Here is a 17,195-nt window from a genome sequence, read left to right as displayed (position 1 = left end):
CGGCCGGTGAAACACAAGCAAAAATTGTGTTTCACCGGCCGATCTTTTGAACCCTGTCTAGCTTAATTTGGGGTTATAGATGCCGCAGTTTTGGTCAATCGATACCACAACTCGCCATCAATTCGCTCGAGTTCCCCAGCATAACCGGCACCCTGAAATAGTTTGAACGATTGCACGTTCGATTCCAGCATTGCCGCTTGAAGGATCGCTTCTGGATGATCGACGACGAAGTGTACTTCAGCCGCAGCGAGAACTGCAGAGGCCATTCCGCGTCCTCGCATCTCTGGTGCGAGCGTAATAGAGGCTTCCCAAACATTGGGTTCCACAACATGAAACCTGACAGTACCAATTCGAGCGCCCTCAAACTGTGCGATCAACAAACAGACCTCGGGGTTTGCAACTGCACGGGTTACCCAGGCAACATGGTCACCCCAGTGCAGCTCGCCCCTTTGGCGCGAAACCGCTCTTACGGAGGCTTCGTTTCGCCAATCGAACAGAATCCCTGCATCTTCGACCGTCGCCGGTCTAATCGATACCTCCGATGGCTCATCCATTAGCTGTTCCCATTCCGCCACAATTCTGTCCGCCCCAGCGCCATCAAGAAGTTCGGTTGACTGAGTCGAGAGTTTCCGGCGGAGTGAATCGCTCAGTAGCAATTGTTGAATTTTTTGTATCGCAGCGGCCTCGTCGAGCTCCCCCGTACTGATGTCCCCCAGCCCAACGGCTATTCCCCGCTGAATGGCAAATTGATAATTGTCGTTCTGGTTGCCTACAAGCTGTACAAGGCCGGTAGGGACGCCAAGGGTTGCAAGTTCCCATGTGGTTGTTCCAGCACCACTGATAACTACATCCATCGTGGGGAAAAGTTCAGGGACGTCTAAGGAAGGTCTAACGAGTTCGAGGGTTTGCCCCTCAAGAAGTTCAATACCAAGCGTAGAACGTCCGTTCGGATCGACAGCAACGCAGTGGGAAGGAACTGCAGCTTTGGCCCAAAGTCTTACCAAGGTAGCTGTCATGTCCCGAGCGTCAGTTCCACCCATAATGATCATGACGCGCTTGATAGCCGGGCTATGTTTTCCGACGGATCGCAGCTGCCTGATGGAACGTCTAATCGGAATCGACTTTGTGCCCCGAAAAAGCCTGTAGGAGCCGTCATCCGGGCGGTGCAAGACCTCCGCACCCGGCGACGGGTCAATGATGATATCTGCTCGCCGCCGCCCGTAAGTGCCGTCCTCCATCGAGGAGAGACGAACCGATGAGCGGTTAAGGCATTCAAAAATAGTGCCTTGTTCCACGTAGGTATCAATGTGCACCAAATCAGCACCAACGGAAACGGCCAGAGCGGCAAGTTCCTCCGCTGACTTTGGACCCGGATGCACTCGAGAACAAAGTGCTGAAATGAGCTCCTGACCCACAGGGCTCGCAACATCGCCAGAGAATTCAACGCTATGGCCCGCGGCCAATGCAGCCTCGGCGATTGCCATAGTCCTGATCACATGGCCTAGGCCCTGCGACTTGGTGGAATCGCATCGGAGCAAAATGCGCAAATCAGCCCTCTTCCAGCGCTTTCTGTTCAATATGCGCATTGAGCGCAACAATATCTGGGTTCTCGTCTAGAACGTGGAGGATGCCTCGCCAGGACGGGATGTCAGTGCCGATTTTAGCCACGAGTGCGTCCAGAAGCTGAGCGTCCTCGTCAGTGTCCAGTGTCACCCGGAAGTGGTTGTAGCTGGGCTGGAAAGAAAGCGAACCAGTTACGAAGCCTGCTCCTTCTTCGTAAATGGCGCTTGTCACGTGTGCTCTATGGTGCGGCTCCGTGCGCTCATCTGCCTTGAGCAGCGCCGATGAGCGGACTAATTCGACGTCGAGGCCACGGGGAAGCGAACGGTGCTGGGTCGTGGAGACATAATCGACCATCTGATCTTGCCGCCACAGGTACACCACTTGTGAGATAACCGCAGGATCCAAAAGAGGACAATCGGCGGTAAGCCGAACAACAGCATCTGCGTTTGTCGTCTTGGCGGCCAACAAAAAACGCGAGAGCACGTCATCCTGTGACCCGCGAATAACCCGGACTCCGTGCTTGCGACCGAAGTCTTCAATCACGTCATCATCCGGTAGATCCGAGGTGGCAATAACCACCTCGTTGATACCTTGGGCCGCCCTTGCGGCTCGCAATACCCATTCAAGAACTGGCATGCCGCCAAGGTCCCTCAGGACCTTGGCGCGCAAGCGCGTGGAGCCAACCCTCGCCTGGATGACCGCGACGACGCGGGGTGCTTCAGCAAGGTTGATGCGCTTGATTTGCTGCGTATTCAGGTCTGTGCCGCTCATTCTCCGACAATCTCCAGAACGTTCTCAATGACCATATCCACCTGGTCGTTGGTCAGGGTGGCGAAGAGCGGGAGGCTAATTTCCTGAGCGTAGAACTGCTCGGCGTTAGGGCACATGCCCTTTTTGTATCCCATGTCTTGGAATACGGGGTGCCAGTAGCTCGGGATGTAGTTAACTTGAACGCCGATACCCCGGGTGCGCAGCTCGTCGAAGATCGCCCGACGGCGCTCCGCAGGCACTCGCAGCGGGTAGAGGTGCCACATGGGCTCAGCGCCCTGCTCAACGCCCGGCAACGTGAGGCTCTCGTTGCCAGCGAAGGCGGCGTTATAGCGGTCGTGGATCTCCTGGCGGCGAGTCTTGTACTGGCCAAGGCGAGCAATCTGGCTTGTGCCGAGCGCACAGAGGACATCCGGGAGACGGTAGTTCAGGCCGAACTCCTGGACCTCATAGAACCAGCTTCCTTCGTCCTGAGCGCGCATTTCCTTTGGATCGCGGATCATGCCGAGTCCCTTAAAGTTGCGGGCTCGCTTGTCGAGTTCAGCACTCGTGGTGATGACTGCACCACCTTCAGCGGTGGTGAGGTTCTTCGTCGGGAAGAAGGAGAAGGTCGTGAGATCCGCGAGCTGGCCGACGGGCACGCCATTGAGCGTGGAACCGATCGAGTGGGCAGCGTCCTCCAGGAAGAGCGCGCCAGACTCTGCGGCCAGCTTCTGGAACTCGGGACCCTTGACAGGGTGGCCCGCGTAGTCGACGGTGGCAATGACCTTTGTTTTATCGGTCACAGCTGCCGCGGCAGCCTCAGGATCGAGATTTCCCGTGAACGGGTCGATGTCAGCGAAAACAATCTTCGCCCCGAAAGCACAAGCCGTGGACTGGGTTGCGACGAAGGTCATCGGAGTTGAGACGACCTCGTCGCCGGGCGCCAAGTTAGCTGCCGCGTACGCGGTGTGAAGGGCGGCAGTACCACTTGTCACAACCGTGGCACTAGCCCCGCCTGCCACCTTAGAAATGGCCGCCTCAAAGCGTTCAACTTCAGGTCCCGTCGTCAGCCAGTCGCTCTGGAGCGCGGCGACGACAGCGTCAACGTCAGCTTGTTCAATATCTTGGCGTCCGTACGGAAGCATCCTTACAGACCCTCCGCCTTGAACATGTCGCGGAGCTCGTCCACGGAGAGGAAACGGTCGTTGCCGTCCGATTGGTAGCTCCAGCCGTCCTTGACCGTCTCAGCACCTTCGGGGCGCTTGTATCCCCAGCCTTCGAGGTGTGGCTCAACGATGTATCGGTCGCCAACCGAGATTGTGCGGCGTGAATCGTCCGCAGCAATCATTTCTTCGTGAAGCTTCTCGCCGGGACGGATGCCAATCTCGTGGACCTTGGCGTTCTCGTCCACGGCCTTGGCGAGATCGGTAATTCGGATGGACGGGATCTTAGGTACGTAGAGCTCGCCACCCTGCATGATCTCGAAGGAGTCCAATACAAACTTAACGGCTTGCTCGATGGTGATCCAGAAGCGGGTCATGCGGAAGTCTGTGACGCCGAGAGACTCGCCGCGTTCTGCCATGGCCTTCCATTTGGGAACGATAGAACCACGAGAACCCATAACATTGCCGTAGCGAACCACGCAGAAGCGGGTGTCGTAGGCGGCAGCATAGTGGTTGCCCGAGATAAAGAGGCGGTCTGCGCAGAGCTTTGTGGCACCGTAGAGGTTGACCGGGCTTGAGGCCTTGTCCGTGGACAGTGCCACAACCTTTTTGACACCCTGATCAATCGCTGCGTCAATAACGTTCTGTGATCCTCGAACGTTAGTCTCGACAAATTCAAACGGGTTGTACTCAGCAGTGTCCACCTGCTTGAGGGCTGCTGCGTGGATAACGTAGTCCACACCGTGGAAAGCCCTGTTGAGTCGGTGTCGGTCACGAATATCGCCAATGAACCAGCGCAAGCGCGGGTCATCGTTGAACATGTTGCGCGCCTCGAACTGCTTTAGTTCGTCACGGCTGAAAATGACCAATCGACGAACATTATGGTTCGCAAGAATTTCCTTGATCAGTGCTTTACCAAGCGAACCTGTGCCGCCCGTGATCAGTACCGATGCACCGTCCAACATGGACATGCGTCTCACCTTTGCCTTCGTGTCTCGTTACACATACATTGTCAGAAAAACTGGGTTTTCTCTCACCGAAGCGAGAGTCGTATTACGGCTTAACGACGTGCGCGCTCAACGTCCGAAGTCCGGGCCACATACGCTTGCTGACCACCTTTGGAAGGAGCGACGCAGCATTCAATCTCGATGTCACGTGGAATCGAGCAGCACGCGCTGCTCTAGTCCAATTTAGCGCCGTGAACTCGCGAACCTTCTCATCGAAGAAACGACGCTCTTCGACAAACCGCCGACCATCGAGGGCGCGGACCGAGCTGTCCGATTCACGGTGACGGCGGTACTGGAAGCAGACCGTTCCCGTCACAAACATCTTGCCGCCGTCCATAATCACGTCAAGGGCAAGAGCCAAGTCTTGAACCACGTCATAGCCCTGCCGGAAATTGTGCGTTTTGATGGCAGACGCGCGCCAAGCGACAGATGGGAAATACAACCAGTTTCCGTCGATGAGATTGGCGGCCAGAGCCTCGCCCTCAACGATAGCGGAGGAGGCCTTCCCCACCAGCGAACGGCGCATGGCGGCCTTGATACGGTCCATCAGCGGCAGGTACACCTGGCCGTTCTCATCGATGACCTCGATGCCCGGCTGCACTATGTCCACCTCGGGGTTTTCGAACGCCGCACGGACTGTAGCCAGATAGTTCGGCTTCATGAGGTCATCGGCACCCATAATCACAACGATCTCGTGCTCGATGAGTCCCACACATTTGCGGTAATTACCATTAGCGCCGAGGTTCGTCTCATTTTTGAAGTAGACGATTCGGTCATCGCTCGCTACAAGTTCCTCAAAGTATGCCGGGAGCGAGTCATCGGGAAAACCGTCATCGACGATCGTGAGTTTAAAGTCAGTATCCGTCTGCGCTAACACAGAGCCGACAGCGGCCTTCATCATGGCGACGTCGCCGTAGTACGGGAACATAACGTCAATGGTCATGCGGTCCTCATTTCCATCGGTGGAGAGCAGTGTTGAGCTGGTGTCAGCGTCACGAGTTTGGTCAATATCCTACGATTCGTCCTCGAGCCACGGCTTGCGCGCCTCTTTGAGTGCAATCCTCCGAGACAGTTTGGTCAGTGCCACTTCCTGGCCACGGAACCGCTGGTAGGTCGATGCCATAAAGATGAGGAACGACACAATAAACGCGTAGAGGACTAAGTCAGTTCCGCGTCCGATTCCCACGAAGCTCGCGACACTCTGAATAAGTCGCGGAAAGAGAATGGACATAACTGCTGTGACGGCGAACAGAATAGTCATCATGCGGCGAATGGCAGTGTGCCGAGCGTTGGCCGAACCACGCATCAGGACAAAGGAAAATAAGATAACGCCAAGAACCAGGACGAGCTGAACAATGAATTGCATGGTTACCTCAAGAACAGTTCGGCCAGAATATTGACGGAGTTTAGTAGGGACTGACCCTTCGCCTTGGAATAGTCTGTGTAGATAATCTCGACCGGATGCTCAACCCAGCGAGGCTTCATTTCAGCGATCTGGTTGACGAGCTCAGAGGCATGGGCCATCCGGTTTTGCGTCAGGTGAATACGGCTGGCAACATCCCGGTTGAAAACCCGGAGACCGTTGTGAGCGTCCGTGAGATTCATTCCCGTAGCTAGGCGGCTCTGCAGGGCAGCGGTTTTGAGCACAGCGCGCTTCATAGGGCCGATTTTGGTACGCGAATCCAAAAAGCGGGAGCCGAGGACGATGTCCGCCTCCCCCGAATCGATTCGTTCCACCATGGCCTGTGCATCCTCGATGCGGTGTTGCCCATCGGCGTCGAAAGTCACGATCGAGGTCATGTTTGGATCTTCGAGCGCATACGAAATTCCGGTCTGCAATGCCGCTCCCTGACCGAGGTTAATTGGGTGCTGGACGACGACGGCGCCGGCGCTTTCAGCGACCTCCGGCGATCCATCCGTGCTGCCGTCGTCGATGCACACAACATTGGGGAACACCGTCTTGACGCGACTAATGACGTCGCCGACGACAGTCGCCTCGTTATACATCGGGATCACAATCCATGCTCGATTCACTCTTATGAGTATTCCATACAGCTCCCGTAATCAGCGGGTTAGCACGACGCGTCTTGCAGTTAGCCGAGGCACATGGCTCTACGGCGATCGGAGAAGAACAAGATTGTGAACCAGAGAATCAAGACCCAATGCAGCGTTTGAACACGCCGCCGAGGAGCAGATTACGCAACGTGCGGCTGCGTCAGACGGCGAGTTGCTTTGGCTCGGCGCCACGTATCCAGCCAAGCCTAGTAGTCTTTCCTTGACGTTTAGGAGTTGATCAATGTCCTGGTGGGAAACCCTACCCACGCTCGGCCTTGCCGTCGTCGTCTTTTTCGCGCCGGGCCTCGCCCTGTTGTGGGCGGCAGGCGTCAGAGGACCGAGCTTGGCTGTACTAGCCGTTCCAGTCACTGCCACAGTGGCCGCCTGTGCGGGCATAGTCTTTGGCTACACGCATATACCGTTTAACCCGGTGACCATCGTTGCCCTGACAGTTCTTTTACTAGTTTTGGTACTTGTGATTAGGCGCCTAGTCGACAAGTACACCTTGCATTATTCAGCGCTGAAGCTGGCCCCGCCGGCCCGTGACTACTTCACCGGGCACAGGATCAACCAGCTGATGATCCCTCTTGCCGTGGCCATACCGGCGATCATTATTGCTGCCCGGTACATGTCAGGCTTCGGATCTCCGGAGGCATTCTCCGAAACTTATGACAATGTCTACCACCTGAATGCTGTCCGTTACATCGCCGATACGCAATCCGCCAACACTCTTACTTTGGGCAATCTGACTGATGCTTCTCAGGGCCTATATCCAGCGGGTATGCATGCGATGCTTGCTTTGGTATTGATGTCCGGTGCGCAGTCAATCACCATCGCAGTGAATTGGGGAACGATCCTATACGCTGCTTTAGTCTGGCCGATGGGCGCAATTTTCTTAGTAAGCCGGATTGTTGGTTCGCGCCCCGCTACCCTTCTGGGTGCGGGTGTTCTATCGGCAGGGTTTAGTAGCTTCCCATACCTGATGGTGGCGTTCGGCATCCTGTATCCCAACCATGCCGCCCTGACAATGCTTCCCGTCGCTTTGGGGCTGGCAATCGAGGCTCTTGGTGTACGGTCAGGCCAATTGCGCATCAACGCTCATGCATTGATTTTGTTGGTTGCCATTGTCCCAGGGCTGGCATTGACCCACCCTAGCGCCCTAGTGGCTCTTCTGGCCTTCGCGTCCCCCGCAGTGTTGGCCGTGCTGCTACGCGCTGTAGTCCATTTCAAGCGCGGCCAAATTACTCGTAGGGCATTCGTCTTTTGGCTAGCCGCGGCCATTCTGTACTACCTAGTTACTTTGATCATCTGGATCAAGGCCCGGCCACCAGCGAGTGCCGCGACGTGGCCGCCCTTCCAAAACAACGCCCAAGCACTCGGCGAGGTTCTTACCAGCGCACCGATGGGCACCACCGTCGCCTGGATAATTTCATTTTTCACCGTAGTGGGGCTCTACGCGGTGGCTCGTAATTTCAGACGTCACTGGTGGACCTTATTGATGTTTACCATTGGGGCTGTTTTGTACTTGGTGGTCTCCGCATGGCCCTTCGGCTCGTTCCGTTTCTTTATGACTGGGGTGTGGTATTCAGACTCCAACCGTTTCGCTGCCATGTTGCCTCTGATTACCCTCCCCATTGTGGCTTTGGGCATTGAATGGACTATTCGCAAGTTGAGTCCTGTCTGGGACAACGGCATGACTTGGATTGCCGATCGCGCAAAATCGAAGGAAAGCCCCTTAGCCCGCTTATCGAAAATCCGAACAGGTAGCCCGGCGCTCGGCGTTGGGGCCATAGTGGCCTTCGCTGTACTTGGCGTAGCCGCTCAGGGTGGAACGCTCGCGAAGGTTCAGGAGAAGCTTCACACGACTTTTGAGACTCGTGCGGATTCCTCTTTGGTGACGACGGACGAGCTCACCCTCATGAATCAGTTGGGTACGCTAGTACCCGAGGGCGACGTTATTGTGGGCAACCCACGCACGGGCGCGTCTATGGCGTACGCGTTCTCTGGGCGGAAGGTCATAGCGCCGCACATCGTGGGAGCACGAAGCGACAGCGAGAGACTGTTGATGGATCACTGGGCGGAAGCAGCATATAACCCGGATGTTTGCCCAGTCATCAAAGAAAAGCGCGCCTACTGGGCTCTCGATTTCGCAGACTCTGAAATGGCACCGCGTGGCGAACCGCTTGAAGGAACACGCGACCTTGCCAGTGACTCGGCTCCTGGCATGAAGCTCATCAAAGCCGTTGGCAAAGCAAGGCTCTTTAAAGTAACGGCTTGCGGCTAGCATCTAAGTGCAGCCAATAAAAAAGGTGCGTTTTGCGCCCCCGCCCGGGGCGCAAAACGCACCTTTTTAATACAGACGGTCTGCTACTTCTGACGATTGAGATATACGGACTTTGCCAATTCAGGCAACACGTTCCTAGCGCACCACTGCGCACCAAGAATCGACTGCCGCTGAAGCGATAGTGCCTCGGCAGCGTTAGTCACATACAAGGTGCCGTCTCCGAACGCTGGGAAACCCTCACCTAGCTTTTCGTTTGCTTTGTAGCTTGTGTAATCAACGGCAGGCACAGACACGATCAGGACGTCCGCACTGAGCCGCCCCGATTGGGTCCGCGGTAGGTACAAGGAATCATAGGGGAAACGCGCATTAGCGGCGGTGAGCTTGGCGGCGAGCGTGGCCACAGCGGGTGCTTCCTTCATACCGATCCCTTTCAAAAAGGCCATCGGCGAAGAGTGGGTTCCGGACAAAACGTAATCAGAGCCAGAAACAGACGACGCGCTGACCATAAGTGTTGACGCTCCCTGAAGGTCAGGGTAGTCCTCCACGATCTCTGCGATAGCTGTCTTAGCGTCAGCGACAAGTGATTCCATGGGCTTTGTCATTCCAACGGCGGAAGCGACGAAGCTGGCAATGTCCTCCCAACTTTGGGGACTCACATTTTCCGGAGCAAGCAAAACAGGGGCTAGCTTGCTGAGCGACTCGTATTCTGCTTTGCCGAGGCGAGGACCAACTGAAATGAACGCATCGGGTTTGATGTCGCTGAAGAGAGAGGAGGAAAGCGACTTTGCATCGTCATAGTTTTGCAACTCTTCGCTCGTAACGATGGAACGCACGGCCGAGCGATACCAGGGTGACGAATCGCTGCCCGGCCGGGACACGGGTGCGATCCCCAGCGCCACAAGTGTTTCCGCTTCGACGGCTCCCAGAGCCACGAGCCTCAGAGGGACAGAATTCAAGGTAGTGGTGCCGAAGCGGTGCTCAAACGTTTTTGGAAACCCGTCGTTTGATTGCTCAAGAGGTTGCTGGACGGCCGTGGGCGTGGAACACGATGCGAGTAACCCCGCGAGAGGCAACACACCCCCCAAGGCGAGTAACCGTCGTCGGCTGAGAGTACTGTCCGAACCCTGCGACTTCATTAATATTGTCCGTTCACTTCTAGTTTGAGCTTTCTGCATTTGATCTGGGCCTACTTCGAATTCATGAGGCCCAACAGGCGCTCGTCAAAGATCGGCTCGAGGCTCTCAACGTAGTTCTTCGACAAGTGGTTGTTGTCGAAGTAAACGAAGATTCCGCCGATCACGGCGTGACACTGCTTCGCATCACAGAATTGATCTGACAAGTCCATCACCTTGAGGTTACCCGAGCCAAGATCAAGTGCAGCTTTGGCCGTGGGATCAGCTACGAGAGCTTTGGAACGATCAGTGGCACAGGCTAGAGAATCACCCTTCTTCTGAATCACACAGCCTGGTGTGCTCTTACCGAGGGTCAGTGGTGGATCCCGGATCACGATCACTCGAGTTCCGTTCTGGGCCCATTTCGCCTGCCGGCGTTCGACTGTGTCTTTATACTGTGCCAGCTGATCGCGACCGGTGCCGTCGTCGATGGTTTCTTTAACAGAGAAGGTCGAGGTGACAACATAGTCTGGTTTTTGCTTGAGGATCTTGTCAGAAACCTGTTGACTCCATTGCAAACACCGTTCTTGACTGGCTGAATCTAGCCGCGGAGCGTCCATAAATGCGATTCGCTTGACGTCTGCCAACGAACATCCCCCAGCCAGAGATAACCGGACGTGCCACTTTTGCTTTCGTGCAAGATCGAAGAAAGCGACCTTCCAATGTTCAGCGTGAGAATCGCCAACGTACCAAACGGTCTTGGCATTCTTATCCCCACCCGAATAGTCACAATCCTGCAAGAACGAAACATCCTGGACAACGATTTGATCGGTTGCCGAACGACAGCCACTCACAGCAAAGTACGGGGACTGGGCCTTGCCAATATTCAACACATCCGGTGAACCGTATTTGTCCGGGCAGTTTGCGTTGGGCAGCAAACTGGAAGCACCGTAGCAAGGCTGCTGCGCCAAGTTGGCGAGCTTCTGGGCCTCAGCACTCTCCACCCTGCCAGCGGACAGAACCATGCCTAATGCCAGCGCCGTCACCAAAAGCATGGCTCCAAATCCTGCCAGCAAACTAACCGCCGAGCGCCTGCCTTTATAGAGCTTGGTTCGTCCCGGATCCTCGATGTAACGCTTGCTCAAAAACGCGAGCGCAAGGGAAATCGCGGCAATGATCCATTTGTCCACGTTGCCCAATTCGCGGCCGAGGAAGGGAACTGCCAAGACAATGAGGGGCCAGTGCCACAAATACAACGAATACGAAACGTCACCGACAAACTGAAAGGGCCTGAATCCAGAAAACGGGATCGCACTGGAGCCCAGTACAGAGCCTGTCCAAATGATCAGCCCGGTACCAACCACGGGGATCAGTGCCATGGCGCCAGGGAAAGTCGTCTCTTGGTTGTAGACAAACAGGGTGACCAAAACCGCAATTAGTCCGATTCCGGCTAGTAGCTGCATCCGGTTTTGAACAAGCTTCGAGGGCGAACGCCTTTGGGAAGCTTTGGTGTCCAAAAATGCCACGGTGCCCAAAGCAATCAGACCGCCAGCAGCAAATTCCCATGCCCTCGTGGTGGTGACGAAGTAGGCCTCGTTGGGGTTAGTCACAGTGTAGATAATGCTGAAAATCAATGACGCGGCGAACACGACGCTCATAGCGATGGTGAGGAATCGCAAAGGGTTCTTACGCCGCCATAGCGCTGCCGCGAACGCACCAGCCAACAACAGTGGCCAGACCACGTAGAACTGCTCTTCGACGGACAAGGACCAGTAGTGCTGGACTACGGTAGCTGTTTCCTGGCTTGCCGAGTAGTCAACAGATTTAGCAGCTAACAGCCAGTTTTCACCATAAAAAGCAGCGGCGATGCCCTCCCCCGCAGCATCAGCCCACCGTGAATACGGCATAAACAACCACGTGCCAGCGAGCCCCAAAGCGCCCACCAACAGGGCAGCCGGCAAAAGTCGCCGCATGCGACGGGCATAAAACGCTGCGAAGTGAACCCGCCCTCGTTTCGTCAGCTCGCCAACAAGGTGCCGAGTGATGAGGAACCCAGAAATGACAAAGAAGATGTCAACGCCAACATAGCCACCGGGCAGCCTATCCGGCCACAGGTGATTCAACACCACTGCTCCAACAGCTAGAGCACGCAAAGCCTGAATGTCTGTGCGAACCTTCGACTTTGGCCCAACAACATCACGCCGCGTGGGCAGTGTAATGGCCTGGTTAACGCTCAATCTACCTATCCCGTCGTACGTGAATCGTTGCCAGTTAGTCGGCGTAAAGGAGGACCTAGTGGCTGTCCCTTGACCTGAGGAACTGCACGACCTCTGCAACAGGTCCGTCCATAAGAACCTTGCCGTGCTCAAGCAAAACTCCACGCTGACACACTCGTTGCACAAGATCTAGGTCATGACTAACGACGACCAGCGTTTGACCCGCGTCTACGAGTTCTTGGATCTTGTTCAAGCACTTGCGTTGGAACGGCTCGTCCCCCACAGCAAGGATCTCGTCGACCAAAAAAACTTCTGGATCAGAATGAACTGCAACGGCAAACGCCAAACGCAAGTACATTCCCGATGAGTAGAACCGGACCTCGGTATCCACGAACTCACCAATCTCGGCGAATTCAACAATGGAGTCGAATCGTTCTTGGATCTGAGCTTCCGAAACCCCAAGAATGGCGGCATTGAGATAAATGTTGTCCCTACCAGTGAGATCCGGATGGAAACCGGCCCCAACCTCAATAAGACCGGCAACTCGTCCACGCGTTCGGACAGTTCCGGAGTCCGGTGTCATTACACCTGAGATGTGCTTGAGCAACGTCGATTTACCGGATCCATTGAAGCCCAAGAGGGCCACCGTTTCTCCCTGCCGAACGTTCATCGTGACGTTGTCCAGGGCATGGAACTTGACGCTGAGATCGCCTTTGCGTCCCTTGAGGAGCCAGATCAGAGCTTCCTTGAGGGAACGGGTATGCCGCAAAACGAACTGTTTGCTGATGCCTTGGATTTCAACGGTAATCGGGGCTACGTCGGACACTACAACTCCTGCGCAAACTTGACTTCCAACTTGCGGAAGGTGAATTGACCGAGGGCCAGAACGGCGGCAGAAACGATCAGTGCAATCGGCAGCCAAAGTTCAAATAGCTGTGGCGGGGCAGCAAGTGCTGTGTCACCACCGGAGGTGGTGGACCAGAAGGCATAATGAAAAAGTTCGACGCCGACAGTCACCGGGTTCGATTGGTAAACACCGAACCAAAAATCGCCGAGCTTCTCGTGGACCATGGTCCATTGGTACATTACGGGCGACGCCCATGTGGCGATCATTAGCATCAGTTCCACGAAGTTCTCTGAGTCGCGGAAATACACATTAACTGAGCTAAAAAATAATCCCAAGCCCACCGAGAGCATGGCAAGGACTAAGAAGCCTGCCACTCCTGCCAGCAGCCCAAGCAGGGTGGGTCGCCAACCGGTGACTACACAACCAATCACTAGTACAACTAGTTGCGGAAAGAAGTGAGCTGCGGAGACAAATACCGAAGCCACCGGGAAAAGCTCCCGCGGCATAAAGATCTTCTTGATGAGACCCGAGTTATAGACAACGGATTTAGCTGCGTTGTTGAGCGCTTCGGTAAAAAAGTTGATCAGAACAATGCCAGAAAAGAGATAAACCGCATAATTTCCAACATTGCGGTTGAGGCCAAGAAACACCCCAAGGGCAATGTAGAACACAATGAACTGCACTGCCGGTTTAACGTAAGACCAAAGGATGCCCAGAACAGAGCCACGGTAGCGGAGCTTGATTTCTTTGCGAACAAGGAGTTTCAAGAGGTACCGCTGGCGGAAAACATCCTGCAATCCGTGCCCGATACCAGGGCGGATCAGAGGCGCGTCCTGAATTGCTGTCATTCTTCGCCCTCGGTGCTTACTGCAACTGGCGTTCGAGAATCTGAGATGGTGTGCTGGGCAAAGGTGTGTGCCCACACCTCTTGGGTACACAGAGTCGGCATGGTGGCCCGGTATTCAGCTGCCAGGTCATCCCAACGACGTACCAATTGGGCAGTGTTTTTGGCTGAATCCTTCAAGAGGGTCCGAGCTAGCTCAGGATTTCGTTTGTACCATGAGGCTCCCGTGCCGTCAGCGTTGCTGACTACGGCTGAATCAAACTGGGACACTGACCACCATTTGTTATCTTGGTGTGAAATCCGCGCTTGTGGCCGCTCAGCGTCTGCACTGGAAACCTCTGCGAGCAACTGTCGCTTCAGCGTCTTCAGACCCCACGGAATGATGTTGCGCAGCGAGGGCCGCCCGGCAACGGCAGAGCTTCCGCCAATGCTGAGTTCTTTTTGCGCCTCGGGGAAAGCTTCTGGGTCACTCAGGTACACAGTGTCGCTGTGGGTAGCGAGCATCTCGCGAATCCGCGGCAGCGTCGAAGCGAGGGAAGCGTGCAGTTCTTGCGGCCCGTCCAAGATATCTTTGACCGCCCATACCCGCCCCTGAGCCGTTGCATATTGCATGGACAAAGTGTGCTTGAGGTCAGCAAACAAGGCGCCCAAGACTGCTTTGCCACCACGTGCGAAGGGGCTGTACATCAGGGCAACCATCAATCGGTTACGGGCGTGGAAATAAGCCTGCCAGCCCACTAGGTCGTCTTTGTCACCCCACGAGACGTGCCACACTGCTGCTCCGGGCAAACTGACGGTCTGGTAGCCGTGAGCTTTGGCGCGAAGGCCATATTCGGCGTCGTCCCATTTAATAAACACGGGCATGGAGAGACCGATTTCCCGGATTACTGAGGTGGGGATCAAGCACATCCACCATCCGTTGTAGTCAACATCCACGCGGCGGTGCATCCACGGCGTCTGGCGCAGGTTCGAGCGCAAGAAATCGTGTCCCATTTCCATCTCTTCCAGCGGTTGTTCCGGCTGGATTCGGGAAGGACTAACAATTTCACCAAAGGTGTGTAGAGCTGTCCGGTGATGAAGGTCAAACATGTGAGCACCAACAATGGTTGGCTTGCGGCAATAGTTAGCAAACGTCAACAAGCGGCTGATGCTCTCAGGTTCAATCACCACGTCATCATCCATCAGCAAAACGTAGTCACTGCCGTTTTCACACGCCTCAAACATGCCGCGCGCAAAGCCGCCAGAGCCGCCAAGGTTGGACTGCTCAATGATGCGAAGTTTCCCGCCCAACGCTGCTTTGACGTCTTCGAAGCCTTCAGCCTGAGCAAGCTTGTCGCTGCCTTGGTCCACAATCAAAATCTCGGAGACAAACTCCAAGCTTTCAGGGTGGCTAGCCATCAAACGAAGATTGTTGAGGCAGTAGTCAGTCTTATTGAGCGTCGTGATTTCAAGAGTGACGCTCGAAGGGGCCGGTGCGGGCCCGGGAGCCTGCCACTGCGCTGCTTGCATCTGGAGCTCATCACGGCTAGCTACCAGGTCAAACCAGTACCAGCCTCCGTCTCCGAAGGGCAAAAGATCAAGTTCGATCTCGGACGTTTGCTCGCCTTCAAGACGCACATTACGAACCTGCAGCAAAGAACCTTTTGCATTGGATCGGTAAACAATGAGCGTGCCGGAGCCGCTGGTTTGAACCTGCAAGCGAACAGATTTAAGAGTTGTCCACTTCCACCAATAGCTAGCAGCAAAAGCGTTGAAGTAGCTTCCGAACGAAACCCGCTCCCCTGGCCGTACACGTGTGGCCGTCCGGCCCATAAAGTCTTCGGCGTGCGCTTCGCGAGCCGATGAGCTTAAGCGGACGGGACGCTGACCACGTTTACGGGCCTCTTCCTCGGTAGGGGCCGGCATACCTGCTGCTGTGCCCATGTCTACGTAGAGCGGAGCCGTATCCATTTCCGAATCTTCAGGGAAAACGACTCGCTGGAGTGTGACCCACTCGGCGGTGGGGGCTGAACTTGAGGCAGTCTGCGCGTCCCCTGCGCTCATGCGTCCACTCCTCCACTTTCAATTTTGGTTCCCGCCTCGAAGTGAGGACGAATCTTGTTCTCGAACATGCTCAGTGCTGAACCGATGGCCATGTGCATGTCCAGGTACTTGTACGTTCCCAGACGGCCACCAAAGAGAACATCTGATTCGGCAGCTGCGAGGTCGCGGTATTTGAGCAACTTCTCGCGATCTTCCGCGGTGTTAATGGGGTAGTACGGTTCGTCGCCCTTTTCCGCAAAGCGCGAGAACTCGCGCATAATGACGGTCTTTTCCGTCTGGTACTCCCGCTCCGGGTGGAAGTGACGCGGTTCGATGATGCGCGTGTAGGCAACGTCTTCGTCGTTGTAGTTCACTACCGAGGTGCCTTGGAAGTCACCGATGTCAAGAACTTCTTCTTCGAAGTCGATGGTGCGCCATGACAAATCGCCTTCTGCAAAGTCGAAGTAGCGGTCCACTGGGCCCGTGTACACAACAGGAACCTTGCCAACAACTTTATTCTTCGAGTACTCGTGGGACTCATCAAAGAAGTCAGTGTTGAGGCGGACCTCGATATTCGGGTGCTCCGCCATCTTTTCAATCCACGCCGTATACCCGTTCGTCGGGAGACCCTCGTACTTGTCATTGAAGTACCGGTTGTCATAGTTGTAGCGAACGGGCAATCGAGAGATGATCCCGGCTGGCAGGTTCTTAGGATCTGTCTGCCACTGCTTACCCGTGTAGTGCTTGATAAAAGCCTCATACAAGGGGCGCCCGATGAGCTGGATGCCTTTGTCATTCAGGTTCTGCGGGTCAGTTCCTGCGAGCTCCCCGGCCTGCTCCTGAATCAATTCCCGCGCTTGGCCGGGCGTCAGGTTTGCCCGGAAGAACTGGTTGATTGTTGCCAAGTTGATCGGCAGGGAGTAAACCTCGCCTTTGTGCACGCCGTAGACCTTGTGAACGTAGTTCGTAAAGGTGGTGAAGCGATTTACGTATTCCCAGACTTTCTCGTTTGAGGTGTGGAAGAGGTGCGCACCGTAGCGGTGGATCTCAATTCCGGTCTGAGCTTCCTTCTCGCTGTAGGCGTTTCCGCCAATGTGGTGGCGACGGTCCAAGACCACTACTTTCAAGCCCAGCTCGGTGGCGGCTTGCTCTGCAATGGTTAGGCCAAAGAAACCTGAACCTACGACGACGAGATCAGCGTTCACAAACACTCCTGTGTAGACATGTGGGCAGGCAAAAGTTGAGCTATGCCTGCTGAATAAGGTTACCCGAGATTGCTTTGGAGACTGTTGAGGCGCACCCCGCACTGGCAGCGACCGCCCCAAGTTATCC

At 55.4% G+C, this 17,195-nt stretch carries 14 protein-coding genes; 1 reads left to right on the top strand and 13 read right to left on the bottom strand.

Annotated features, from left to right (window positions below; all coding sequences use genetic code 11):
* Positions 1-62: 62 nt before the first annotated feature.
* The 7 genes from ACQR35_RS03485 to ACQR35_RS03455 all read right to left on the bottom strand — a co-directional run bounded on the left by ACQR35_RS03485 (position 63) and on the right by ACQR35_RS03455 (position 6,517).
* The gene (locus ACQR35_RS03485) at positions 63-1,484 is read right to left on the bottom strand and encodes a GNAT family N-acetyltransferase (RefSeq protein ID WP_430269205.1); all 1,422 of its coding nucleotides are present in this window, start codon (positions 1,482-1,484) and stop codon (positions 63-65) included.
* A gap of 64 nt (positions 1,485-1,548) precedes the next feature.
* Positions 1,549-2,334, bottom strand: a complete 786-nt coding sequence (locus ACQR35_RS03480) for a cytidylyltransferase domain-containing protein (RefSeq protein WP_430266624.1) — start codon at positions 2,332-2,334, stop codon at positions 1,549-1,551.
* Positions 2,331-3,458: an aminotransferase class V-fold PLP-dependent enzyme gene (locus ACQR35_RS03475; protein WP_430269204.1), complete on the bottom strand. Its 1,128-nt coding sequence runs from the start codon at positions 3,456-3,458 to the stop codon at positions 2,331-2,333. Before ACQR35_RS03475 ends, ACQR35_RS03480 begins: the two co-directional genes overlap by 4 nt.
* A gap of 2 nt (positions 3,459-3,460) precedes the next feature.
* On the bottom strand, positions 3,461-4,447 hold the full coding sequence (pseB, locus tag ACQR35_RS03470; RefSeq protein WP_430269203.1) for a UDP-N-acetylglucosamine 4,6-dehydratase (inverting): 987 nt from the start codon (positions 4,445-4,447) through the stop codon (positions 3,461-3,463).
* A gap of 82 nt (positions 4,448-4,529) precedes the next feature.
* Positions 4,530-5,426, bottom strand: coding sequence for a glycosyltransferase family 2 protein (locus ACQR35_RS03465; RefSeq protein WP_430269202.1), 897 nt, complete (start codon positions 5,424-5,426; stop codon positions 4,530-4,532).
* Between the two features lie 69 nt (positions 5,427-5,495).
* Positions 5,496-5,849 carry a DUF2304 domain-containing protein gene (locus ACQR35_RS03460; protein WP_430266620.1) on the bottom strand — a complete coding sequence of 118 codons (354 nt, stop codon included), beginning with the start codon at positions 5,847-5,849 and terminating at the stop codon, positions 5,496-5,498.
* A 2-nt stretch (positions 5,850-5,851) separates the two neighbouring features.
* On the bottom strand, positions 5,852-6,517 hold the full coding sequence (locus ACQR35_RS03455; protein ID WP_430269201.1) for a glycosyltransferase family 2 protein: 666 nt from the start codon (positions 6,515-6,517) through the stop codon (positions 5,852-5,854).
* A 262-nt stretch (positions 6,518-6,779) separates the two neighbouring features.
* On the opposite strand from ACQR35_RS03455, the gene ACQR35_RS03450 reads away from it, so the two are divergent.
* Positions 6,780-8,822 (top strand): DUF6541 family protein, encoded by a 2,043-nt coding sequence (locus ACQR35_RS03450; RefSeq protein ID WP_430269200.1) that lies wholly within the window; start codon positions 6,780-6,782, stop codon positions 8,820-8,822.
* Between the two features lie 83 nt (positions 8,823-8,905).
* Here the strand turns inward: ACQR35_RS03450 and ACQR35_RS03445 are convergent, their stop codons facing one another.
* From ACQR35_RS03445 to glf, 6 genes are all read right to left on the bottom strand, one after another.
* Positions 8,906-9,778: an ABC transporter substrate-binding protein gene (locus tag ACQR35_RS03445; RefSeq protein ID WP_430269199.1), complete on the bottom strand. Its 873-nt coding sequence runs from the start codon at positions 9,776-9,778 to the stop codon at positions 8,906-8,908.
* 230 nt (positions 9,779-10,008) lie between these two features.
* Positions 10,009-12,171: an acyltransferase family protein gene (locus tag ACQR35_RS03440; RefSeq protein ID WP_430269198.1), complete on the bottom strand. Its 2,163-nt coding sequence runs from the start codon at positions 12,169-12,171 to the stop codon at positions 10,009-10,011.
* Positions 12,172-12,226: 55 nt separating this feature from the next.
* Entirely contained in the window at positions 12,227-12,976 is a 750-nt protein-coding gene (locus ACQR35_RS03435; protein WP_430266615.1) for an ABC transporter ATP-binding protein, read from the bottom strand.
* Complete coding sequence (locus ACQR35_RS03430) at positions 12,976-13,845, bottom strand: ABC transporter permease (RefSeq protein WP_430266614.1); 870 nt, start codon at positions 13,843-13,845, stop codon at positions 12,976-12,978. Before ACQR35_RS03430 ends, ACQR35_RS03435 begins: the two co-directional genes overlap by 1 nt.
* Positions 13,842-15,884, bottom strand: coding sequence for a glycosyltransferase (locus ACQR35_RS03425; RefSeq protein ID WP_430269197.1), 2,043 nt, complete (start codon positions 15,882-15,884; stop codon positions 13,842-13,844). Before ACQR35_RS03425 ends, ACQR35_RS03430 begins: the two co-directional genes overlap by 4 nt.
* A complete protein-coding gene (gene glf, locus ACQR35_RS03420; RefSeq protein WP_430269196.1) occupies positions 15,881-17,068 on the bottom strand; it encodes a UDP-galactopyranose mutase in 1,188 nt (395 codons plus the stop codon). The genes ACQR35_RS03425 and glf overlap by 4 nt, the downstream gene beginning before the upstream one ends.
* Between the last annotated feature and the right edge of the window lie 127 nt (positions 17,069-17,195).

The sequence above is a fragment of the Pseudarthrobacter sp. J1738 genome (assembly GCF_050490315.1).
Classification (GTDB): Bacteria; Actinomycetota; Actinomycetes; order Actinomycetales; family Micrococcaceae; genus JBNPEO01.
This window is presented reverse-complemented; position numbering and strand designations above follow the sequence as displayed.